Raw genomic sequence first — 22,435 nt, 5'->3', positions numbered from 1 at the left:
CTCCTGCGACTTGACGGTGTTAATGGGAAGGCGACGGGCGGCCGGGCTGTTCGCCGCCGCGTTCCTTGATGTACGTCTCGGTGGGCACCATCACCTTGCGGCGGAAGACGCAGACGACCGTGCCGTCCTGCTTGTAGCCCTTGGTCTCCACGTAGACGATGCCCCGGTCCGATTTCGATTTGGACGGAGTCTTGTCCAGGACGGTCGTCTCGCCGTAGATGGTGTCGCCGTGGAAGGTCGGCGCCACGTGCTTGAGCGACTCGACCTCCAGGTTGGCGATCGCCTTGCCCGACACGTCCGGCACGGACATCCCGAGGAGGAGCGAGTAGATGTAGTTCCCGACGACGACGTTCTTGCCGAAGTCCGTCGTCTTCTCCGCATAGTTCGTGTCCATGTGGAGCGGATGGTGGTTCATCGTCAGGAGGCAGAAGAGGTGGTCGTCGTACTCGGTGACCGTTTTTCCGGGCCAGTGCTTGTAGACGTCCCCGACGGTGAACTCTTCGTAGGTGCGGCCGAACTGCATGGTGTCGTCACGCCTCCGGGATCTCGAACTTGGACGTGCGCTGCATACCGGCGGCGCGTCCCTTCCCGGAGATGACGAGCGCCATCTTCCGGCTGGCCTCGTCGATCATCTCGTCGCCGAGCATCGCGGAGCCCTTCTTGCCGCCGGCCTCGGACGTGCAGTAGTCGTACGCGTCCAGGATCAGCTCGGCGTGGTCGTAGTCCTCCTGGGAGGGCGAGAAGACCTCGTTGGCGGCCTCGACCTGGCCGGGGTGCAGGACCCACTTGCCGTCGAAACCGAGGGCTGCGGCGCGGCCCGCGACCTCGCGGAAGCCGTCGACGTTCTTGATCTGCAGGTACGGGCCGTCGATCGCCTGGAGGTCGTTCGCGCGGGCCGCCATCAGGATCTTCATCAGGATGTAGTGGTACGCGTCGGCGCCGTAGCCGGGCGGCTGCTCGCCGACGACCAGGGACTTCATGTTGATGGAGGCCATGAAGTCGGCCGGGCCGAAGATGATGGTCTCGGTGCGCGGCGAGGCCTCGGCGATCGCGTTGACGTTGTTGAGGCCCTGCGCGTTCTCGATCTGCGCCTCGATGCCGATCTTGCCGACCTCGAAGCCCATCGTCTTCTCGATCTGCGTGAGCAGCAGGTCGAGCGCGACGACCTGTTCGGCGCTCTGCACCTTCGGCAGCATGATGCAGTCGAGGTTCTGGCCCGCGCCCTCGACGACGGTCACGACGTCGCGGTAGGTCCACTCGGTCGTCCAGTCGTTGACCCGCACGACGCGCGTCTTGCCCGTCCAGTCGCCCTCGTTGAGGAACTTGACGATGGTGTGCCGGGCCTCCGGCTTGGCGAGCGGCGCGCAGGCGTCCTCCAGGTCGAGGAAGACCTGGTCGGCGTCGAGGCCCTGGGCCTTCTCCAGGAAGCGCGGGTTCGAGCCGGGCACGGCCAGACACGAACGGCGCGGGCGAAGGCGGTTGACCTGGGTCATGCGGGGACCTCCAGTGGGTCGAGGTGGTTCGCTGTGCGGATCTCGTCGACGATACGGCCGATGATCTCCGTGATGCCGAAGTCCTTGGGGGTGAAGACGGCGGCCACACCCGCCCGCTTCAGGTCCTCGGCGTCGGCGTTGGGGATGATGCCGCCGACGATCACGGGGATGTCGGTGGCGCCCGCCTCATGCAGGCGGGCGAGCACGTCGGGCACGAGCTCGGCGTGCGAGCCGGACAGGATCGACAGGCCGACGCAGTGCACGTCCTCGGCGAGCGCCGCGGACACGATCTGGTCGGGCGTGAGCCGGATGCCCTGGTAGACGACCTCGAACCCGGCGTCGCGGGCCCGTACGGCGATCTGCTCGGCGCCGTTGGAGTGCCCGTCCAGGCCCGGCTTGCCGACCAACAGGCGGAGCTTGCCGCCCAGTTCGTCACCGGTGCGGCGGACCTTCTCGCGGACCTCCGCGAGCGGCGTGCCCTCCTCCGCGGTGACCGCGACCGGCGCAGACGAGACGCCCGTGGGGGCCCGGAACTCGCCGAACACCTCGCGCAGGGCCGCCGACCACTCACCGGTCGTGACCCCGGCGCGGGCGCATTCGAGGGTGGCCTCCATGAGGTTCTCCGTGCCCGCCGCGGCCTCCTTGAGACGGTCGAGCGCCTGCCCGGTGGTCGGGTAGTGGAACGGATCGCCCATGCCCTGCCGGTCGGAGGACTCCTCACGCGTCGTCCGCCAGTCACCGATGGCGCGGACGACCCTGGCCTCGACGTCGTGGTCCACCGTCATGATCGCGGTGTCCAGGTCGGCGGTGAGCGGGTTCGGCTCGGTGCCCTCGTAGCAGTTGACGCCGACGATCTTCTCCTCGCCGGCCTCGATCTTGGCGCGGCGTTCCGCGTGCGAGGAGACGAGCTGCGACTTGAGGTAGCCGGACTCGACGGCGGCCATGGCGCCGCCCATCTCCTGGATCCGGTCGATCTCGGCGAAGGACTCGGCGACCAGCTCGTCGACCTTCTTCTCGATGACGTGCGAGCCCGCGAAGATGTCCTCGTACTCCAACAGGTCGCTCTCGTGGGCGAGAACCTGCTGGATGCGCAGGGACCACTGCTGGTCCCAGGGCCGGGGGAGGCCCAACGCCTCGTTCCAGGCGGGGAGTTGAACGGCGCGGGCGCGCGCATCCTTGCTGAGTGTCACGGCCAGCATCTCAAGCACGATCCGCTGGACGTTGTTCTCCGGCTGGGCCTCGGTCAGGCCGAGGGAGTTGACCTGCACCCCGTAGCGGAAGCGGCGCTGCTTCGCGTTCTCGATGCCGTACCGCTCGCGCGTGATCTGGTCCCAGATCCGCCCGAACGCCCGCATCTTGCACATCTCCTCGATGAACCGGACTCCCGCGTTCACGAAGAAGGAGATGCGGGCCACGACGTCCCCGAACTTCTCGGCGGGGACCTGCCCCGAGTCGCGTACGGCATCGAGAACCGCGATGGCGGTGGACATCGCGTAGGCGATCTCCTGGACCGGAGTGGCCCCCGCCTCCTGGAGGTGGTAACTGCAGATGTTGATCGGGTTCCACTTCGGCATGTTCGCGACGGTGTACGCGATCATGTCGGTGGTCAGGCGGAGCGAGGGACCCGGCGGGAACACGTGGGTGCCCCGCGACAGGTACTCCTTGACGATGTCGTTCTGCGTCGTGCCCTGGAGCGCGGCGAGATCCGCGCCCTGCTCCTCCGCGACGACCTGGTAGAGCGCCAGGGTCCACATGGCGGTGGCGTTGATGGTCATCGAGGTGTTCATCTGCTCCAGGGGGATGTCCTGGAACAGCCGCCGCATGTCACCGAGGTGGGACACCGGGACGCCGACGCGGCCGACCTCACCCCGCGCGAGGATGTGGTCGGGGTCGTACCCGGTCTGGGTCGGCAGGTCGAAGGCGACCGACAGACCCGTCTGTCCCTTGGCGAGGTTGCGCCGGTACAACTCGTTGGACGCCTCGGCCGTGGAGTGCCCGGCGTACGTACGCATCAACCACGGCCGGTCCTTCTGACGCTCAGTCATCAGCAGTAGCTCCTACGGAATTTCAGACGTTCCGGAACCGGTTGATGGCGTCGATGTGCTGCGCCCGCTTCTCGTGGTCGCGCACGCCGAGGCCCTCCTCGGGGGCGAGCGCGAGGACGCCGACCTTGCCCTGGTGGCGGTTCTGGTGCACGTCGTAGGCGGCCTGGCCGGTGTCCTCCAGCGAGTAGACCTTCGACAGCGTCGGGTGGATCTTGCCCTTGGAGATCAGGCGGTTGGCCTCCCACGCCTCGCGGTAGTTGGCGAAGTGCGAGCCGATGATCCGCTTCAGGGACATCCACAGGTAGCGGTTGTCGTACTCGTGGTTGTAGCCGGAGGTCGAGGCGCAGGTGACGATCGTGCCGCCCTTGCGCGTGACGTAGACGGAGGCGCCGAAGGTCTCGCGGCCGGGGTGCTCGAAGACGATGTCGACGTCCTCGCCACCGGTGAGTTCGCGGATCCGCTTGCCGAACCGCTTCCACTCGCGCGGGTCCTGGTTGTGCTCGTCCTTCCAGAACTTGTAGCCCTCGGCGTTCCGGTCGATGACCGCCTCGGCGCCCATGGCCCGGCAGATGTCGGCCTTCTCGGGGGAGGAGACGACGCAGATGGGGTTGGCGCCGCCGGCGAGCGCGAACTGCGTGGCGTACGAGCCGAGTCCGCCGCTCGCGCCCCAGATGAGGACGTTGTCGCCCTGCTTCATGCCGGCGCCGTTACGGGACACCAACTGCCGGTACGCGGTGGAGTTCACGAGGCCGGGAGCGGCGGCCTCCTCCCAGCTGAGGTGGTCCGGCTTCGGCATCAGCTGGTTGGACTTCACGAGCGCGACCTCGGCGAGGCCGCCGAAGTTGGTCTCGAAGCCCCAGATGCGCTGCTCGGGGTCGAGCATCGTGTCGTTGTGCCCGTCGCTCGACTCCAGCTCGACGGAGAGGCAGTGCGCGACGACCTCGTCGCCCGGGTGCCAGGCGTTGACGCCGGGTCCTGTGCGCAGCACGACGCCCGCGAGGTCGGAGCCGATGATGTGGTACGGCAGGTCGTGACGCTTCGTCAGTTCGCTCAACTTGCCGTAGCGCTCCAGGAATCCGAAGGTCGCCATCGGCTCGAAGATCGAGGTCCAGACGGAGTTGTAGTTCACGGAGGAGGCCATGACGGCGACGAGCGCCTCGCCGGGGCCGAGCTCGGGAACCGGCACGTCGTCCAGGTGGATGGACTTGCGCGGGTCCTTGTCGCGGGTGCTGAGCCCGGCGAACATCTCCGTCTCGTCCTTGTGCACGGTGATCGCGCGGTACGAGTCGGGGAGCGGCAGGGCTGCGAAGTCGGCAGACGTGGCGGTCTGCGACTGAATCGCGTCCAGGATGTCCTTCACGGTGTTGCCTCCGGCGGTGAGCGATTGAGGGGGATCGCTGAGTCGGGATGTGGCTGCTGATGTTTTTGGGGGAGTGCCGTCGGTTCGGCGGGTGGTGCTGTGGCAGCGCTTGGTGTGGCGCGGAAGGTTGCCTGTGACGCAGGCGTCCGGGTGCGCGAACCACGGTCGTACGTGCCTCGCGGGGACAGCCCTTGCACGGAAGTTTTCCGTGCGCCGGCCACCCGGACAACTTCAACGTATGGCACGCCGTGACGCCTGGCAAGGCACTGCGTGCCATTAGTTTCGCTCAGCTGGAAGAATTGGCGTTCAGGTGAGCGATGATCGATCAGGCGAGGTCAGGGGCGGGTTTCCGGGTGCCGGAAAGATCGATGATCGATCGCCACGCTCGACGGCGGGGTGAGAGGGGTACGCAAAAGGCGCCCCACCTGGCACGCAGTGCCAGGTGGGGCGCCTTCGAGGTGGTCGGTCCCGCTACCGGTTCCTGAGCGCCTCTTCGATCGTGCGCATGACCTCCGGCAGCGGCGCGTCCACGCGTGCCACCGTCACCAGGACCTCGCCGTTCTGCGAGACCTGCGCGGGGGTCGAGGGCGCGGCCGGGGTGCGGCCCGCGCCGATGCCGGTGCCGAACGTGCGGCGCACGATCGCGAAGGCGTGGTCGAGCTGGGTCTCGACGTCGCCCTGGCCGTCCGCCCGCAGCCAGCGCCGCAGCACGTGGTTGTGGGCGGTGACGACGGCGGACGCGGCGACCTCGGCGAGCAGCGGATCGTCGTTGCCGTCGTGGTGCGCCTGCTCGTCGAAGTGGCCGAGGAGGTAGCGGGTGAACAGTCGCTCGTAGCGGGCCACCGAGGCGATCTCGGCCTCGCGCAGCGTCGGTACCTCGCGGGTCAGCTGGTAGCGCGCGACGGACACCGCGGGCTGCGCGGCGTACATCTTCATGACTTCCTTGATGCCCCGGCACACCGTGTCCAGCGGGTGCTCCAGGGGCGGCGCCGCGTTCAGGACGGCCTCCGCGCGCACCAGGGTGTCGTCGTGGTCCGGGAAGATCGCCTCTTCCTTGGAGCGGAAGTGGCGGAAGAACGTGCGCCGGGCCACCCCGGCCGTCGCCGCGATCTCGTCGACCGTCGTCGCCTCGTACCCCTTCGTGGCGAAGAGTTCCATCGCCGCGGCCGCGAGCTCACGGCGCATCTTGAGCCGCTGGGCGGCGGCCCGATTCCCGGCGGCGCTCTCCGGCGCGTCGGGCGTGGCGGGGGTACGAGTGGACTGGTCGGCCTTGGACATGCCCCGAACGTACTGCATGTACGTGCCCGGTGGTGCCCCGGTCAGCGGGCCGCCCGGCTCCCCGAGCAGCCCACCCCAACCCGATTCGGCCTCCCCGAACGAATCAGCGCTTGGCATATTCGCGGAAACCACGGCCCGTCTTGCGGCCGAGGCAGCCCGCGGCCACCAGGTGCTCCAGGAGCGGAGCGGGGGCGAGGCCCGGGTCGCGGAACTCGCGGTGCAGCACGCGCTCGATGGCGAGGGAGACGTCCAGGCCGACCACGTCGAGCAGTTCGAACGGGCCCATCGGGTACCCGCCGCCGAGCTTCATGGCCGCGTCGATGTCGTCGAGCGAGGCGTAGTGCTCCTGGACCATCTTGATCGCGTTGTTCAGGTACGGGAAGAGCAGCGCGTTCACGATGAACCCGGCGCGGTCGCCGCAGTCCACGGGGTGCTTGCGGACCTTGCGGGTCAGCTCGCGGATGGTGGCGTGCACCTCGTCGGACGTGAGCACCGTGCGCACCACCTCGACCAGCTTCATGGCCGGCGCCGGGTTGAAGAAGTGCATGCCGATGACGTCCTGCGGCCGCGAGGTGGCGCGGGCACAGGCGACGACGGGCAGTGAGGAGGTCGTCGTCGCGAGGATCGCGCCGGACTTGCAGACCTTGTCGAACGTCGCGAACAACTGCCGCTTCACGTCCAGGTCCTCGGCGACGGCCTCCAGGGCCAGATCGACCTCGGCGAACGCGTCGTAGGAACCGGCGGGGGAGATGTGCGCGAGCGTCGCCTCGGCGTTCTCGGCGGTCATCCGGCCCTTGTCGACAGAGCGCTTGAGCGACTTGGCGATACGGGACTTGGCCGCCTCCGCCTTCTCCTCGCTGCGGGCCGCGAGCACCACGTCGTACCCGGCCTTCGCGAACACCTCGGCGATCCCGGAGGCCATCGTTCCCGAGCCCGCGACGCCGACGGAGCGGACGGTGCGGCCGGGGCCCGTGAGGCTGTCGCTGAGGGGCGTCAGGGCGTCGCGCACCACGTCGGAGCTGCCCGCCGCCTCGTACGTGTAGAAGCCGCGGCCCGCCTTGCGCCCGGTCAGACCCGCCTCGCTGAGCTGCTTGAGGATCGGCGCGGGGGCGTGCAACCGGTCGTGCGACTCGGCGTACATCGCGTCGAGGACGGTGCGCGCCGTGTCGACGCCGATCAGGTCGAGCAGCGCGAGCGGGCCCATCGGCAGACCGCAGCCCAGCTTCATCGCGGCGTCGATGTCCTCGCGCGAGGCGTACTTGGCCTCGTACATGGCGGCGGCCTGGTTGAGGTAGCCGAAGAGCAGCCCGTCGGCGACGAAGCCGGGCCGGTCGCCGACCGCCACCGGATCCTTGCCCAGCTCGATGGCGAGATCGGTCACGGTGGCGACGGCGGCCGGCGCCGTGAGCACGCTGGAGACCACCTCGACGAGCTTCATCGCGGGCGCCGGGTTGAAGAAGTGCAGGCCGAGGACGCGCTCGGGCCGCTCCGTGTCGGCGGCGAGCCGGGTCACCGAGAGCGCGTTGGTGCCGGTCGCGAGGATGGTGTCGGGGCGCACGACGGCGTCCAGCTCGCGGAAGATCTGCTGCTTGATCTCGTACGACTCCGGGACGACCTCGATCACCAGGTCGGCCTCGGCCGCGGCCTGCAGGTCCGTGAACGTACGGAAGCGGGCCAGCAGGTCGGCGCGCTGCTGCTCGGTGAGGTGCTCGCGGCGCACCGCACGCGCCGTCGAGGCCTCCAGGGACGCCACGGCCTGGGCGGTGGCGGACTCGCTGATGTCGATGCCGACGACCTCGTGCCCGGCACGGGCCAGGACCTCGGCGATGCCGGTGCCCATCGTGCCGAGGCCGACGACGGCCACAGTTGAGATACGGGACAGGGGAGCGTCCATCTGGGAACTCCAGAGAATGAGGGGTGACGACTGCGACTGAACCGCCGGGTGCGCGCGTCAACGGGCGCAAGAAGGGCGGGAGTTGAATCGAACCGGCGGCCCTGTCCCGGGGCCCGGCCGTACTGCGGTACACACGGGTACCGAACCGACTGACATTCACGACGGCTGCGTCACCAGGCCGCCGCGAGCGGTGCTGCGGGAAGTATGCCCCGCTCACCTGAGCTTAACCAGCGAGTAACGAGCGCGCCAGTCCCCACTGTTGAAAGGTCGCTGTGATCTACGTCGCCGCAGGCCGTGCGCGTCTACCCTCGACGTCATGGACGAAGAGTCGCGAACGGTAACGGAACGCATCCGGAAGGAATCCGGCGGAACGCCCGCGTTCGAGCAGCTGGCCGCCACCCACGACAAGGATGAGCTGGCGGCGGTGCTCACCGCGCCGCAGCAGCCGTTGTGGGCGCGGGAACTGGCGGCCTACCGGCTCGGCATCGCGGGCGACGGCCGCGCCTTCGAATCCCTCGTCCTGCTGCTCAATCATCGTGACCCGCAGCGCTGCGCCGCGGCGGCGCGGGCGCTCGCCGCGCTCGGCGACCCGCGCACGGCGCGGGCGGCGGCGGCGCTCGCGACGAACGAGCTCCGCGTCGCCTACGCGCTGCACCCCGTCCGCCTCCTCACCCAGCTCCGGGCCCCGGAGTCGGCCCCGGCCCTGATCGCCACGCTCCGTCGCCGCCTCGTCCCGCACGACCCGTACCGGAAGGTGGCCCTCGCCTGCGTGGAGGGCCTCGGCAGCCTGGCCGACCCCCGGGCCCGCGAGGTACTGAAGGAGGCGGCCACGCACCAGCGCCTCGCGATGGCCGCGGAGGCGGCGCTGGCGAGACTGCCGCAGGGGTGAGCCGGAGTCGGGCGCGGGGGAGCTTTACGGCAGTGGCGCCGGGCCCGGAAGCCTTTACAACGCCGGGCCCGGAAGTCTTTACAGCAAGGTCAGTTGGGTCGGCGCTTCAGGGGCCGGTTCCTCCTCGCGCGCGGGGATGCGACGGGGCGCGGCCGCCCGGGACGGGCCGATGCCGAACTCCTCGGCCAGTTCGTGGACCTGGCGGGTCACCCGGCGCTGGTACCACTTCGGGGCGTAGGCACCCTCCGCGTACAGCCGCTCGTAGCGCCGCACCAGGTGCGGGTGGTGCTGTGCCAGCCACCCCATGAACCACTCGCGGGCGCCGGGGCGCAGATGCAGGACCAGCGGGGTCACGGACGTCGCGCCCGCCTGGGCGATGGCGCGGACCGTCGCCCGCAGCTGGTCGGGGTGGTCGCCCAGGAAGGGGATCACCGGGGCCATCAGCACCCCGCAGCCGATCCCCACGTCGGTGAGGGCGCGTACGACATCGAGGCGGCGCTCGGGCGCCGGCGTGCCCGGCTCGACGGTGCGCCACAGCTCCTGGTCCACGAAGCCGACCGAGACCGAGATCCCGACGTCCGTCACCTCGGCCGCCTGACGCAGGACCGGCAGGTCGCGCAGGATCAGCGTGCCCTTGGTCAGGATCGAGAACGGGTTCGCGTAGTCGCGCAGCGCCTCGATGATGCCGGGCATCAACTGGTAGCGCCCCTCGGCCCGTTGATAGCAGTCGACGTTCGTGCCCATCGCGATGTGCTCACCGTGCCAGCGCCGCGAGGCGAGGTGGTGGCGCAGCAGTTGCGGCGCGTTCGTCTTCACCACGATCTGGCTGTCGAAGCCGAGCCCGGTGTCGAGGTCCAGATAGCGGTGGGTGTTGCGGGCGAAGCAGTAGACGCACGCGTGCGTGCAGCCCCGGTACGGGTTGACGGTCCACTCGAACGGCATCCGGGACGCGCCCGGCACCCGGTTCACGATCGACCGGGCCCTGATCTCGTGGAACGTCACCCCGCGGAATTCCGGGGTGTCGAACGTCCTGCTCACCACTGCGTCCGCGCCGAACAGCGCGGCGTCCCGGGTCCGCCCGTGGTCGACGGGCTCGTCCGTGAGGTTCTCCCAGCGCATGACGCCTCCTCGGTAGCACTGACCACAGAATAGAACACATGTTCCCTTGATCGTGCGAACCCGCCCGGATCGGGGTCCGGCCCCGATTTGGGCGGCCGGTACGGAGGGTGGTTGTCTTGACACCGCCCATGGGCGGTCCCTGAAGAACCAATTGCTGGAGGAAGTGTCATGGCGCAGGTCGAGGCCACCACGGAACGTGTCGTCGCCGCGAAGCCGGACGACGTCTTCGACGCTCTGGCCGACTACAAGGGCACGCGCGCGAAGATGCTGCCCGAGCACTTCAGCGAGTACGAGGTGCGCGAGGGCGGCGACGGCGAGGGCACGCTCGTGCACTGGAAGCTCCAGGCCACCAGCAAGCGCGTGCGCGACTGCCTGCTCGACGTGACCGAGCCGACCGAGGGCGAGCTCGTCGAGAAGGACCGCAACTCCTCCATGGTCACGACGTGGCGCGTCACGCCCGCCGGCGACGGACAGTCCCGCGTCGTCGTCACGAGCGTCTGGAGCGGCGCGGGCGGCGTCGGCGGCTTCTTCGAGAAGACCTTCGCCCCCAAGGGTCTCGGCCGCATCTACGACGCCGTGCTCGCGGGACTCGCGACCGAAGTCGAGAAGTGACCTGCGCACGCGGGCAGTTGTGACCCTGGCCCTCGCGCACTGATCCACCGCTCACCGTTTCGAGTGGTTTTCGTTCTGCCGCCGTTGTACGCCGTAGGGCTCCTACCGGCGGATACGTCGATCCGGCCCACCTGAACAGCGACTCGTCGCGCTTGCCCCCAGTTGTCGCCTAATGCGAGAAATGGCACGCAAGGGTGACGAGGGGAGCTGCAGGTGGGCACGGTGACGCTGGTGACCGATCCGGTCGGGGATCCGGTGGTCCCGCCCGATCTCCCGCCGGAGCCTCAACGGCCTACGGAACCCGCCGAGTTGCCCGGCCACGGCCTCAGCCCGCGCCGCGTGCGCATGGTCTTCGTCGGCCTGATGCTCGCGCTGCTGCTCGCCGCCCTCGAGCAGATGATCGTCGCCACGGCGCTGCCCCGGATCGTCGGCGAACTGCACGGCCTGGACAAGATGTCCTGGGCGATCACCGCCTACCTGCTGACCTCCACCATCGGCCTGCCGATCTACGGGAAGCTCGGCGACCTCTTCGGCCGCAAGGGCGTCTTCCAGTTCGCGATCGTCGTCTTCATCATCGGCTCCGCGCTCGCGGGCCGCGCCCGGACGATGGACCAACTCATCGCGTTCCGCGCCCTCCAGGGCGTCGGCGCGGGCGGACTCATGATCGGCGTGCAGGCGATCATCGGCGACATCGTGCCGCCGCGCGAACGCGGCCGCTACATGGGCCTGATCGGCGCCGCGTTCGGCCTCGCCTCGGTCGCCGGCCCGCTCCTCGGTGGCTACTTCACCGACCACCTCTCCTGGCGCTGGTGCTTCTACATCAACGTCCCGTTCGGCCTGCTCACCCTCGCGGTGACGGCGGTCGTCCTCAAGCTCCCCAAGCCCACGAATAAGGCCCGACTCGACGTCCTCGGCGCCCTGTTGCTGGCGACGGCATCCACCTGCCTCGTCCTGCTGACCAGTTGGGGCGGCACCGAGTACGCGTGGGGCGACCGCGTCATCATCGGGCTCGGCGCGGGCGCCCTCGCCTCGACGCTCCTCTTCCTCCTCGCCGAGGGGTTCGCCGCCGAACCCCTCATCCCGCTGCGGCTGTTCCGCGACTCCGTGTTCAACGTCAGCGGGCTCGTCGGCATGGTCGTGGGCGTCGCGCTGTTCGGCGCGGCGAGCTATCTGCCGACGTTCCTCCAGATGGTCGACGGGGCGTCGGCGACCGAGTCGGGGCTGCTGATGCTGCCCATGATGGGCGGAGTGGTCGTCGCCTCCATCGTCTCCGGCCAACTCATCAGCCACACGGGCCGCTACAAGCTCTACCCGATCCTCGGTGGCGCGCTCTCGACGGCGGGCATGTACCTCCTCTCCCGCCTCGAAGTCGACACCCCCCGCCTCGAATACAGCGTCTACATGGCCGTGTTGGGCGCGGGCATCGGCCTGATCATGCCGGTCCTCGTGCTCGCCGTGCAGAACTCCGTACGCGCCTCGGACCTCGGTACCGCCACCAGCGCCAACAACTACTTCCGGCAGATCGGCGGCAGCGTGGGTGCCGCGATCTTCGGCACGCTCTTCGCGAACCGGCTCGCCGACTCGCTCGCCGACCGGGTCACCGGCGGCGGACGCCTGCCCGACGCCGAGTCCATCACCCCGCAGCTCGTGCACGCGATGCCCGCGGCGTTGCGCACCCCGTACATCGAAGCGTACGCCGACGCGATGCCCCGGATCTTCCTCTACCTGGTGCCGGTCCTCGTCCTGGGCCTGCTCCTCGCCTTCTTCCTCAAGGAGACACCCCTCTTGTCCAGCAGCACTGGCTCCGAACACGCCGTCGTCCCGCCCCAGGAGCGCGGCTCCCACGCTGCGGGCCTCCCGGTCTGCGGGACCGTAAGGCACTCCGACGGCACCCCGGTGCCGCGCGCCGCGCTCACCCTCATCGACGTGTCCGGCGCCCAGATCGGCCGTGGCGCGAGCGGCGACGACGGCCGCTACGCGCTCGCCACGCCGGGCACGGGCTCGTACGTCCTGATCGCGGCGGCCGGCGGCCACCAGCCGCAGGCCGTGACGGTCACGGTGGGCGAGCGCCCCGTCGACCTCGACGTCGTCCTCGGCGGCGCGGGTCGCCTGGCGGGTTCGGTGCTCACGGCGGACGGAACTCCCGTACGCGAGGCCATCGTTACGCTGACCAACGCGCACGGCGAAGTGGTGTCGACGACCCGCTCCGGCCGCGAAGGCGCCTACGTCATCACGGAGTTGGTGGCCGGCGAGTACACCTTGGCCGCCAGCGCCCCCGCGTTCCGGCCCGCCGCGATGCCGGTGACGGTGATGGCCGCCCGTGAGACCCGCCAGGACGTGGAGCTCGCGGGCGGGGCGATGCTGAGGGGGACGGTGCGGGCGGGTAGTGGCCGGCCGGTGGAGGATGCGAGGGTGACGCTGCTCGACGTCGCGGGCAACGTGGTGGACACGCTGACGACGGGCCCTGACGGCACGTTCCGCTTCGTCGACCTGGCCTCCGGCGAGTACACGGTGATCGCCGCGGGCTACCCCCCGGTGGCCACAGTCCTCCAGGTCACCGGCGGCACCCGCACAGACCACGACCTCCAACTGGGCCACGACGACTGACCGGCGCGGGGGACGGGGTCGGCGCCGGTGGTTCTCTTGCGCGACACCGGGGGTTTTTCGAGCCGTGCCGGGCTCGGCGCCTACGGTATCGAGCGCGCCGCACCGGGGCGCCGCCTTGCCCACCCTGCCGCCCAAGGCGGCAGATTGCCCAAGGCGGGGGTGGCGGCCACCTTCATGTCCCAGCGGCGGGTGGGCAATTTAAGCCCCTGCGGCGATTGAGCAGCGGGGTCCGGGCGGAGCCCCGTGGCGTAGGGACGGTCGGCCGCAAGTCAAGGGGCGCGGCCCAATTACCGCCAAGGAGCCACCCGCCAACCGGCGGAGCCGTACCGTGGAAAGAGGCGCCGCCCACCCCCGGCGCCCCGAGGGAAGGAGTGCGGCGATGAACGGCACCGGTCAAGCCCCGCAGGGCCGCGTCCCGCTCGCCGTCGTCCTCGTCGACCACGCGGGCCGCGTCTCGCACTGGAGCAGCGGCGCCCGCCGCCTCTTCGGCCCGCCCAAGGAGGACGCGGTGGGCCGCCCCGCCGCCGACCTGCTCCCGGTGTCCGGCGCGCTCCCCCAACAGGGCCCCGCACCCCACGACTTGGAGGAGTCGCTCGGCGGACAGCTCTCCTACCCGGCCGCCGGCCGCGCCCGCCTCGACACCAGCGCCGTGCCCCGCGATCGCATCGACGTCCTGTGGTGGGCGTACCCCCTGGTCGGCCCGGGCCCGGAACGGCTGCTCGTACTGGCCGCCGACGCCCACCAGTTGGGCGGTGACGAAGAACCGGAGGTCGAGCGCATGGCCCCCGCCTTCGCGCTGCACACGGACTTCCCCGCGGCCGACGAACTCGCCCGCAAGCTCCCCGAGATCCTGCCGAGCATGAGCGTCTCCGAGAGCGCCCGCATCGTGTCGCAGGTACTCGAACTCGGCTACCCCGTCCTGGAGTTCAGCCAGCACGACCGGGTCCCCGTCACCGCGGACTGGGGCGTCTCCAGGCGCACCGAGCGCAAGGCCCGCCGCGCCGAGGCCGCCCGCGCCACCGCACTCGGCGTGCCGTCCCCGCGCGCGCCCCTCGACGACGCCGACACCGCCGAGGACCTCGAATACGCCGCCGTACGCGACCGCCTCGAATTCCTCAACGAGGTGAGCGGGCGAATCGGTTCGTCCCTCGACCTCTCCCGCACCATCGTCGAGGTCAGCCGTGCCGTCGTGCCACGCTTCACCGACGTGGCGGGCACGTATCTGCGGGAGCAGGTCGTCGCGGGTGAGGGCTTCCCCGAGGGCGCGCCCGACGCCACCACGATGTGGCACCGCGTCGCCCTGGAGCACACCGACGAACCGGGCCGCTGGGACGATGTCGTACCCGTCGGCGAGTCCATGCCGTTCCCGGTGCACACCCCGTTCTTCCAGTGCATGACCAGCGGCGACCCGGTCCTCGTGCCGTACATCTCGGAGGAGATGGGCAACGCGATCGCGTCGCAGTTCGAGAAGCGGGACATCCGCCCGCTCATCAACCACCGCTCCATGCTGGTCGTCCCGCTGAAGGCGCGCAACGTCGTGCTCGGCTTCATGATCCTGCTGCGCCACCAGGAGCGGCCGGTCTTCAACGACATGGACCGCGTGACCGGCGCCGAACTCGCCGCGCGAGCCGGCCTCGTACTCGACAACGCGCGGATGTACACCTACCAGGAGGCCGTCGCCGAGACGCTCCAGGACAGCATGCTGCCGCAGATCGAGCCGCACATGCCGGGCTGCGACATCGCCACCCGCTATCTGCCGGGCACGCTGCTCGGGCGGGTCGGTGGTGACTGGTTCGACTCCATCAAACTGCCGGGCGCCCGCACCGCGCTCGTCGTCGGCGACGTGATGGGCCACGGGCTCAACTCGGCGGCGATGATGGGCCAGTTGCGAACAGCCGTGCAGACCATGGCGGCGCTCGACCTGCCGCCCGCCCAACTCCTGCGCAATCTGGACGACTTGGCGCAGCGGCTCGGCGACAGTTACCTCGCGACGTGTCTGTACGCCGTCTACGACCCCATCGCGGGCGAGCTGCACCTCGCCAACGCCGGGCACATCCCGCCCGTCCTCGTGCGCGCCGCGGACGGCGGCAGCGAACTGCTCGAACTGCCCACGGGCGCACCGATCGGCGTCGGTGGCGTGCCCTTCGAGTCCGTACGGATCCCGGTCGCGCCCGGCGACCGCCTGGTGATGTGCACGGACGGCCTGGTCGAGGTGCGCGGCGAGGACATCGGCGTGGGACTCGCGACGCTCTGCGAGTCCGCCGCCCACCCGGCCGCCTCCATGGACGACGCCTGCGACACCATCATCCGCTCGTTGGCCACGACGGGCGGCCGCAAGGACGACGTGGCGCTGCTGCTCGCGCGGCTCAACGGGTTCGAGGGCGACGACGTCGCCCACTGGACCTTCGCCCCGGAGCCCGCGGAGGTGCCACGCGCGCGTGGCCTCGTACGCGAGCGGCTCGCCCGGTGGAGCCTGCCGGGGATCACGGACTCCGCGGAACTGATCGTGAGTGAACTCGTCACCAACGCCGTGTGCCATGCCGGCGGCGGCCCGGTCCAGCTGCGCCTGGTGCGTTCCGGGACGCTGCTGTGCGAGGTCGAGGACACCGAGCACGTGCTGCCGACGCTGCTGAACGCGGGCCCTGGCGACGAGTTCGGCCGGGGCCTGCGCGTGGTGGCGCGGCTCTCGCGCGCGTGGGGCACGAGCCGCACCGCGACGGGAAAGACCGTGTGGTTCGAACTTTCCGCGTCGTCTAAGTGAAGGTGCGTACGCCGTGCTTGTGGGGCGTGCCCCGGAGCGGTAGACCGATCTGACACTTCGGCCGCCGCACCCTGGGGAGGGTTCCATGAGCGTGAGCGAGCGCTACAAGGAAGCGTGGGAGAGCTTCTGGGAGGATGCCTCGCCCGAGCCGGGCGGTGTCTTCTGGGACGCCGAGCCCGCTCTCACGGCTGGGCTCCATCTCGCGCTGTTCGAACCGGAGTTGACGGCACCCGATCTGCCCATGGTGGACCTCGGCTGCGGCAACGGCACGCAGACCCGCTTCCTCGCCGACCGCTACCCGAGAGTGGTCGGCGCCGATCTGTCGGCCGCCGCCCTCGCTCGGGCGCGCGAGGCCGATCCCGCGGGACAGGCCGACTACCGGGAGCTCGACGCCACGGACAACAACCAAATGGTTTCCCTGCACGCCGAGTTGGGCGACGTCAACGTCTATATGCGGGGCGTGCTGCACCAGAGCGAGCCCACCGACCGGCAGCTGCTCGTCGACGCGATCGCGGCGCTCGTCGGCGAGCGCGGGCGCGGCTTCGTCGTCGAGCTGTCGGAGCGGGCGCGGCCGATCCTGGAGGAACTGGCGACGGGCCCCGCCGGGCCGCCGCCCAAGCTGGGCGAGGTGTTCTCGCACGGCATCGCGCCCGGCGAGGTCTCGGACGAGGTCGTGCCCGAGTACGTTGCGTCGGCGGGCCTCTCGGTCCTCGCCGCGGGGGAGCTGCCGCTCATGACCACGGACTTCTCGGCCGACGGCGGCCGCATCGAGCTGCCGTCGACGTGGCTGGTGGTGGGCCGGTCAGACTAATCCCGGGCGCCGCCGCACCGCTCTGACGAGCGGGAACTCCTCTCAACGGGTGGGAAATTGGTCTACACCACTGAGAGTTATCCACAGGTCTGGTGCGGCTCGGGCGGATCCGCGTACGGTTCTGGCCATGAAGATCCTTATCAGCGCCGACATGGAGGGCGCCACGGGCGTCACCTGGCCCGCGGACGTCCTCCCCGGCACACCGCAGTGGGAGCGCTGCCGTTCCATGTTCACGTCGGACGTGAACGCGGCGGCGCTCGGCTTCTTCGACGGCGGCGCCGACGAGGTGCTGATCAACGAGGCGCACTGGACGATGCGCAATCTCCTGCTCGAACAGCTCGACGAGCGGGTGCAGATGCTCACCGGACGGCACAAGTCGCTGTCCATGGTGGAGGGCGTCCAGCACGGCGACGTCGACGCCATCGCGTTCATCGGCTACCACGCGGGCGCCGGCATGGAGGGTGTGCTCGCGCACACCTTCCTCGCGAACCAGATCACGGGCGTCTGGATCAACGACATACGGGCGAGCGAGGGCCTGCTGAACGCGCATGTGGTGGCCGAGTACGGGGTGCCCGTCGTCCTCGTCACCGGCGACGACCTCGCGTGCGACGACGCGCTCGGGTACGCGCCCGAGGCCCGCAAGGTCGCCGTCAAGGACCACGTCTCCCGGTACGCGGCCGTGTGCCGCACCCCCGCGCGGACCGCCGCCGACATCCGGGCCGCCGCCAAGGACGCCGCATCCATCGCGGTGCGCCACGAGCCGGTGCGGGGCGGGCCGTTCACGATCCAGGTGGAGTTCGACGCCGAGCACCTCGCCATGGCCTCGACCGTCGTGCCGGGCGTGCGCCAGGTCGGCGAGCGCAAAGTCGCGTACACCCACGAGACCATGTACGAGAGCATCCGCACCTTCAAGGCGGTCACCACGATCGCCTCGTCCGCGGTGGAGGAACAGTATGGCTGAGCAGGCCCCCAGCGCGGCATCCCTCGGGACCGTGGACCAGCAGGCGCTCGACGAGGTCGTCGCGTTCACCTCCGAGCTGATCCGCATCGACACCACGAACCGCGGCGGAGGCGACTGCAAGGAGCGGCCCGCCGCCGAGTACGCGGCCGAGAAGCTCTCCGAGGCGGGCCTGAAGCCGACGATCCTGGAGCGCACCGCGGGCCGCGGCAATGTCGTCGCCCGCATCGAGGGCACCGACCCGACGGCCGACGCCCTGCTGGTCCACGGCCACCTGGACGTCGTGCCCGCCGAGGCGGCCGACTGGAGCGTCGACCCGTTCTCCGGCGAGGTGCGCGACGGCGTCGTGTGGGGCCGCGGCGCGGTCGACATGAAGAACATGGACGCGATGATCCTGGCGACCGTCCGCCAGTGGGCGCGCGTCGGGTTCCGGCCCCGGCGCGACATCGTCATCGCCTTCACTGCCGACGAGGAGGCCAGCGCCGAGGACGGCTCGGGCTTCCTCGCGGACCAGCACCCCGGCCTCTTCGAAGGCTGCACGGAAGGCATCAGCGAGTCCGGCGCCTTCACGTTCCACGACGGCGGCGGCAGGCAGCTGTACCCGATCGCGGCGGGCGAGCGCGGCACCGGCTGGCTGAAGCTCACCGCGCGCGGAAGGGCGGGCCACGGCTCCAAGGTCAACAGGTCCAACGCGGTGGGCCGGCTCGCCGCCGCGGTCGCCCGTATCGACGAGCACGAGTGGCCGGTGCGGCTCACCCCGACGGTGCGCGCCGCGCTGACCGAGATGGCCGCGCTGTACGGCATCCCGGCCGACGTGGACGCCCCGGACTTCGACGTCGACGCGCTGCTCGCGGCGCTCGGCCCGGCCGCCTCCCTGATCGAGCCGACCGTCCGCAACAGCGCCAACCCGACGATGCTGTCCGCCGGTTACAAGATCAACGTGATCCCGGGAGAGGCCACGGCGCATGTGGACGGGCGCTATCTGCCGGGCGGCGAGGACGAGTTCAGAACCACCCTCGACAAGCTCACAGGACCCGACGTCGACTGGGAGTACCACCACCGAGAGGTCGCCCTCCAGGCGCCGGTCGACTCGCCCGCGTACGCGAAGATGCGGGCGGCCGTCGAGGAGTTCGCACCCGAGGGTCACGTGGTCCCGTACTGCATGCCGGGCGGCACCGACGCCAAGCAGTTCTCCCGGCTCGGTATCACCGGCTACGGCTTCGCCCCGCTCAAGCTGCCCGAGGGCTTCGACTACCAGGCGCTGTTCCACGGCGTGGACGAGCGGGTTCCCGTGGAGGCGCTGCACTTCGGGGTGCGCGTGCTCGACAGATTCCTGCGCACGGCCTGAGGCAGCCCGCACACGTATCGGCAGAAACACCCGCAGGAACACGGACTAGGAAAAGATGGCGGACGCGAAGAACATGGGGGCCACCGGACAAATGCGGGGCGGGGACGACATGCTGCACACGCGAGAGTACGGATCCTGGCCGTCGCCGATCGACGCCGCACTGGCGGCGGCGCACGACGGGCAGCCCGAGTACGTCGGCTTCGTCGGCGCCGAGGCCTGGTGGACCGAACCCCGGCCCACCGAGGCGGGCCGCCGCGCCCTGGTGCGCCGGCTCGCCGACGGCACGGAGCACTCGATGCTGCCCGCGCCGTGGAACGTGCGCAGCCGCGTCATCGAGTACGGCGGCCGCCCCTGGGCCGGGACCGAGCGCCCCGAGGGCCCCCTGGTCGTCTTCGTGAACTTCGCCGACCAGCGCCTGTACGCGTACGAGCCCGACGCCCCCGGCGCCGAACCGCGCCCGCTCACCCCCGTCTCGGACATCGGCGACGGACTGCGCTGGGTCGACCCGCAGTTGCACGTCGAGCGCGGCGAAGTCTGGTGCGTCCTGGAGGAGTTCACCGGCGAGGGCCCGGGCGATCTGCGGCGCCTGGTCGCGGCCGTACCGCTCGACGGTTCGGCGGCGCAGGACCGGTCCGCGGTGCGTGAACTCTCCGACGACGCCCACCGGTTCGTCACCACCGCCCGGCTCTCGCCCGACGGGCGGCGCGCCGCGTGGATCGCCTGGGACCACCCGCGGATGCCGTGGGACGGCACGGAACTGCTGCTCGCCGAGGTCGCGGACGACGGCACCTTCGGCCCGGCGCAGACCGTGGCGGGCGGCGACGAGGAGTCCGTCTGCCAGGTCGAGTGGGCGCCCGACGGCGGACTGCTGTTCGCCGCCGACCGTAGCGGCTGGTGGAACCTGTACCGGCTCGATGTGCGCGGTGGGTGGGAAGTCCCGTCCGGGGGAGGGCAGCCGTCCCGAGGCGCCGACGTCCGCGGGGCCGCCACCCTGTCCGTGCCCACGACCCCGCAGGGCGCCCTCGCGCGCCCGACGCTCGCCGCCGCCCGGCCGCTGTGCGCCCGCGACGAGGAGTTCGGCGGGCCGATGTGGAAGGTCGGTCTGAGCTGGTTCAAGCCGCTGGAGGCCGGCCTGATCGCCGTCGTGCACGGCGTCGGAGCCACCGCCCTCGGCATCCTCGACCCCGAGACCGGCGAGGTCGTGGACACGGCGGGGCCCTGGACGGCGTGGTCGGCCACGCTCGCGGTGCACGGCAGCCGCGTCGTCGGCGTCGCCGCGAGCCCGCGCACCGCGCCCGAGGTCGTCGAGCTGGACACCGGCACCGGGCACACGCGCGTGATCGGCGCCGCGCACGACGACCCGGTCGACCCCGCGTACTACCCGGAACCCCAGATCCGCACGTTCGCCGGCCCCGACGGACGGGACATCCACGCCCACATCTACCCGCCGCACAGCCCCACCCACGTGGCCACCGACGGCGAGCTCCCGCCGTACGTCGTATGGGCGCACGGCGGACCCACCAGCCACGCGCCCCTCGTACTCGACCTGGAGATCGCCTACTTCACCTCGCGCGGCATCGGCGTCGCCGAGGTCAACTACGGCGGCTCGACCGGGTACGGGCGTGAGTACCGGAACCGGCTGCGCGAGCAGTGGGGCGTCGTCGACGTCGAGGACTGCGCGGCCGTCGCGCTCGCCCTCGCCGAGGAGGGCACCGCCGACCGCGGGCGGCTCGCCATCCGCGGCGGCAGCGCCGGAGGCTGGACCAGCGCGGCATCCCTGACCAGCACGGACGTCTACGCCTGCGGCACCATCATCTACCCCATCCTCGACCTCACCGGCTGGGCCGAGGGGGAGACCCACGACTTCGAGTCCCGGTACCTGGAATCGCTCGTCGGCCCGCTCGCCGAGGTGCCCGCGCGCTACGCGGAGCGCTCGCCGGCCGAGCACGCCGACCGCCTCTCGGCGCCGTTCCTGCTCCTCCAGGGCCTCGACGACGTGATCTGCCCGCCCGTCCAGTGCGAGCGGTTCCTGGAGCGCGTCGAGAGCGAGGGCCGACGCGTCCCGCATGCATACATCGCCTTCGAGGGAGAGGGTCACGGATTCCGCCGGGCGGACACGATGATCCGCGCCCTGGAGGCCGAACTCTCCCTGTACGCCCAGGTGTTCGGGCTCCAGCCCAGCGGCGTCCCCATCCTTGAGCTGACCAAGTGAGGCCACTGCGCCGCCCGAAGCGGCTGGCACCGGGCGCGCGGGTCGCCGTTGTCGCGCCCAGCGGCCCCGTCCCCGAGGACAGGCTCCAGGCCGGCCTCGACATCCTGCGCGGCTGGGACCTCGACCCGATCGTGGAGCCCCATGTCCTGTCCGTCCACGGTGAGTTCGACTACCTGGCGGGCGCGGACGCCGACCGCGCCGCCGACCTCCAGCGGGCCTGGTGCGACCCGGAGGTGGACGCCGTCCTGTGCGCCCGAGGCGGCTACGGTGCGCAGCGCATGGTCGACCTCCTCGACTGGGACGCGATGCGCGCGGCCAGGCCGAAGGCGTTCGTCGGCTACAGCGACATCACCGCGCTGCACGAGGCGTTCGCGGTGCGGCTCGGCGTGAGTACGTTGCACGGGCCGATGGTCGCCGCGGCCGACTTCCTCAAGAACCCGCGGGCGCAGGAGCATCTGCGGGCGACGCTGTTCGAGCCGGAGACGGTGCGGGTGATCTCGGCGGTCGAGGGTGGTGGCGGGGTCCTGGTGCCCGGCACGGCGCGCGGCGTCACGTTCGGTGGCTGCCTGTCGCTGCTCGCGGCGGATCTCGGCGCGGCGGGGGCGAGGTCGTCGGGGAGGGGTGGGCTGCTGTGCCTGGAGGACGTGGGGGAGGAGGCGTACCGGGTCGACCGCTACCTGACGCAACTCCTGCGCGGGGGCCTGCTCGACGGCGTCTCCGGGATCCTCCTCGGCTCCTGGACCGACTGCGAGCCGCTGCGCGCGCTGCTGATGGACCGGCTTGGCGGGCTCGGCGTCCCGGTGGTGGAGGACTTCGGCTTCGGCCACGGCGAGGGGGCTCTGACGGTTCCGCTGGGTGTGGCGGGTGAACTGGACGCGGCGTCCGGAACCTTGACGCTCGACGCGCCGGCCCTCACCTGACCCATTCCTCTTCCCCCACCCCACCCCTTCCCGGAAGTCCTGCCGGACGGGCCGCCTCAATCGCCGGCGGGGCTTGATCATCAAGCCCCGCCGGCGATTGGGGCGATCTTTTTAGCCCCTGCGGCGAT

Annotated in this window: 16 protein-coding genes; 9 read left to right on the top strand and 7 right to left on the bottom strand. The window is 70.8% G+C overall.

What is annotated here, in order from left to right; translation table 11 throughout:
* Positions 1 to 19 precede the first annotated feature (19 nt).
* The 6 genes from ACWD2L_RS36475 to ACWD2L_RS36450 all read right to left on the bottom strand — a co-directional run bounded on the left by ACWD2L_RS36475 (position 20) and on the right by ACWD2L_RS36450 (position 8,070).
* Positions 20 to 523 (bottom strand): MaoC family dehydratase, encoded by a 504-nt coding sequence (locus ACWD2L_RS36475; RefSeq protein ID WP_351342527.1) that lies wholly within the window; start codon positions 521 to 523, stop codon positions 20 to 22.
* A gap of 7 nt (positions 524 to 530) precedes the next feature.
* Positions 531 to 1,493, bottom strand: coding sequence for an HpcH/HpaI aldolase/citrate lyase family protein (locus tag ACWD2L_RS36470; protein WP_351342526.1), 963 nt, complete (start codon positions 1,491 to 1,493; stop codon positions 531 to 533).
* Positions 1,490 to 3,538 (bottom strand): protein meaA, encoded by a 2,049-nt coding sequence (locus ACWD2L_RS36465; RefSeq protein WP_351342524.1) that lies wholly within the window; start codon positions 3,536 to 3,538, stop codon positions 1,490 to 1,492. The genes ACWD2L_RS36470 and ACWD2L_RS36465 overlap by 4 nt, the downstream gene beginning before the upstream one ends.
* A 22-nt stretch (positions 3,539 to 3,560) precedes the next feature.
* Positions 3,561 to 4,898 (bottom strand): crotonyl-CoA carboxylase/reductase, encoded by a 1,338-nt coding sequence (ccrA, locus tag ACWD2L_RS36460; RefSeq protein WP_351342522.1) that lies wholly within the window; start codon positions 4,896 to 4,898, stop codon positions 3,561 to 3,563.
* 471 nt (positions 4,899 to 5,369) lie between these two features.
* A complete protein-coding gene (locus ACWD2L_RS36455; protein WP_351342533.1) occupies positions 5,370 to 6,194 on the bottom strand; it encodes a TetR family transcriptional regulator in 825 nt (274 codons plus the stop codon).
* Between the two features lie 85 nt (positions 6,195 to 6,279).
* On the bottom strand, positions 6,280 to 8,070 hold the full coding sequence (locus tag ACWD2L_RS36450) for a 3-hydroxyacyl-CoA dehydrogenase family protein (RefSeq protein ID WP_351342520.1): 1,791 nt from the start codon (positions 8,068 to 8,070) through the stop codon (positions 6,280 to 6,282).
* A gap of 316 nt (positions 8,071 to 8,386) precedes the next feature.
* Here ACWD2L_RS36450 and ACWD2L_RS36445 point away from each other — a divergent pair, with 316 nt between their 5' ends.
* Positions 8,387 to 8,959 (top strand): adenylosuccinate lyase, encoded by a 573-nt coding sequence (locus ACWD2L_RS36445; protein ID WP_351342518.1) that lies wholly within the window; start codon positions 8,387 to 8,389, stop codon positions 8,957 to 8,959.
* Between the two features lie 78 nt (positions 8,960 to 9,037).
* Here ACWD2L_RS36445 and ACWD2L_RS36440 read toward each other — a convergent pair whose 3' ends face one another.
* Positions 9,038 to 10,078: an Rv2578c family radical SAM protein gene (locus ACWD2L_RS36440; RefSeq protein WP_351342517.1), complete on the bottom strand. Its 1,041-nt coding sequence runs from the start codon at positions 10,076 to 10,078 to the stop codon at positions 9,038 to 9,040.
* A 168-nt stretch (positions 10,079 to 10,246) separates the two neighbouring features.
* Between ACWD2L_RS36440 and ACWD2L_RS36435 the strand changes: the two genes are divergently transcribed.
* The 8 genes from ACWD2L_RS36435 (at position 10,247) to ACWD2L_RS36400 (ending at position 22,307) form a co-directional block, all read left to right on the top strand.
* Complete coding sequence (locus ACWD2L_RS36435; RefSeq protein ID WP_351342515.1) at positions 10,247 to 10,690, top strand: SRPBCC family protein; 444 nt, start codon at positions 10,247 to 10,249, stop codon at positions 10,688 to 10,690.
* Between the two features lie 213 nt (positions 10,691 to 10,903).
* Positions 10,904 to 13,297 carry an MFS transporter gene (locus ACWD2L_RS36430; protein ID WP_351342514.1) on the top strand — a complete coding sequence of 798 codons (2,394 nt, stop codon included), beginning with the start codon at positions 10,904 to 10,906 and terminating at the stop codon, positions 13,295 to 13,297.
* 379 nt (positions 13,298 to 13,676) lie between these two features.
* On the top strand, positions 13,677 to 16,058 hold the full coding sequence (locus ACWD2L_RS36425; protein ID WP_351342512.1) for an ATP-binding SpoIIE family protein phosphatase: 2,382 nt from the start codon (positions 13,677 to 13,679) through the stop codon (positions 16,056 to 16,058).
* Between the two features lie 85 nt (positions 16,059 to 16,143).
* On the top strand, positions 16,144 to 16,869 hold the full coding sequence (locus ACWD2L_RS36420) for a methyltransferase domain-containing protein (RefSeq protein ID WP_351342510.1): 726 nt from the start codon (positions 16,144 to 16,146) through the stop codon (positions 16,867 to 16,869).
* A 127-nt stretch (positions 16,870 to 16,996) separates the two neighbouring features.
* Positions 16,997 to 17,830, top strand: coding sequence for a M55 family metallopeptidase (locus ACWD2L_RS36415; protein WP_351342508.1), 834 nt, complete (start codon positions 16,997 to 16,999; stop codon positions 17,828 to 17,830).
* Complete coding sequence (locus tag ACWD2L_RS36410; RefSeq protein ID WP_351342507.1) at positions 17,823 to 19,175, top strand: M20/M25/M40 family metallo-hydrolase; 1,353 nt, start codon at positions 17,823 to 17,825, stop codon at positions 19,173 to 19,175. Before ACWD2L_RS36415 ends, ACWD2L_RS36410 begins: the two co-directional genes overlap by 8 nt.
* A 109-nt stretch (positions 19,176 to 19,284) precedes the next feature.
* Positions 19,285 to 21,387 carry a prolyl oligopeptidase family serine peptidase gene (locus tag ACWD2L_RS36405; protein ID WP_451193233.1) on the top strand — a complete coding sequence of 701 codons (2,103 nt, stop codon included), beginning with the start codon at positions 19,285 to 19,287 and terminating at the stop codon, positions 21,385 to 21,387.
* A complete protein-coding gene (locus ACWD2L_RS36400) occupies positions 21,384 to 22,307 on the top strand; it encodes a S66 peptidase family protein (protein WP_351342503.1) in 924 nt (307 codons plus the stop codon). The genes ACWD2L_RS36405 and ACWD2L_RS36400 overlap by 4 nt, the downstream gene beginning before the upstream one ends.
* The last annotated feature ends 128 nt before the right edge of the window (positions 22,308 to 22,435 follow it).

It is taken from the genome of Streptomyces sp. NPDC002754, assembly GCF_053592315.1.
This window is presented reverse-complemented; position numbering and strand designations above follow the sequence as displayed.

Excerpts from the sequence above, each read along its gene's own strand:
- ACWD2L_RS36475 (WP_351342527.1), bottom strand. The coding sequence starts at position 523 with ATGCAGTTCGGCCGCACCTACGAAGAGTTCACCGTCGGGGACGTCTAC.
- ACWD2L_RS36470 (WP_351342526.1), bottom strand. The coding sequence starts at position 1,493 with ATGACCCAGGTCAACCGCCTTCGCCCGCGCCGTTCGTGTCTGGCCGTG.
- ACWD2L_RS36465 (WP_351342524.1), bottom strand. The coding sequence starts at position 3,538 with ATGACTGAGCGTCAGAAGGACCGGCCGTGGTTGATGCGTACGTACGCC.
- ACWD2L_RS36455 (WP_351342533.1), bottom strand. The coding sequence starts at position 6,194 with ATGCAGTACGTTCGGGGCATGTCCAAGGCCGACCAGTCCACTCGTACC.
- ACWD2L_RS36450 (WP_351342520.1), bottom strand. The coding sequence starts at position 8,070 with ATGGACGCTCCCCTGTCCCGTATCTCAACTGTGGCCGTCGTCGGCCTC.
- ACWD2L_RS36445 (WP_351342518.1), top strand. The coding sequence starts at position 8,387 with ATGGACGAAGAGTCGCGAACGGTAACGGAACGCATCCGGAAGGAATCC.
- ACWD2L_RS36440 (WP_351342517.1), bottom strand. The coding sequence starts at position 10,078 with ATGCGCTGGGAGAACCTCACGGACGAGCCCGTCGACCACGGGCGGACC.
- ACWD2L_RS36435 (WP_351342515.1), top strand. The coding sequence starts at position 10,247 with ATGGCGCAGGTCGAGGCCACCACGGAACGTGTCGTCGCCGCGAAGCCG.
- ACWD2L_RS36425 (WP_351342512.1), top strand. The coding sequence starts at position 13,677 with ATGAACGGCACCGGTCAAGCCCCGCAGGGCCGCGTCCCGCTCGCCGTC.
- ACWD2L_RS36420 (WP_351342510.1), top strand. The coding sequence starts at position 16,144 with ATGAGCGTGAGCGAGCGCTACAAGGAAGCGTGGGAGAGCTTCTGGGAG.
- ACWD2L_RS36415 (WP_351342508.1), top strand. The coding sequence starts at position 16,997 with ATGAAGATCCTTATCAGCGCCGACATGGAGGGCGCCACGGGCGTCACC.
- ACWD2L_RS36410 (WP_351342507.1), top strand. The coding sequence starts at position 17,823 with ATGGCTGAGCAGGCCCCCAGCGCGGCATCCCTCGGGACCGTGGACCAG.
- ACWD2L_RS36405 (WP_451193233.1), top strand. The coding sequence starts at position 19,285 with ATGCTGCACACGCGAGAGTACGGATCCTGGCCGTCGCCGATCGACGCC.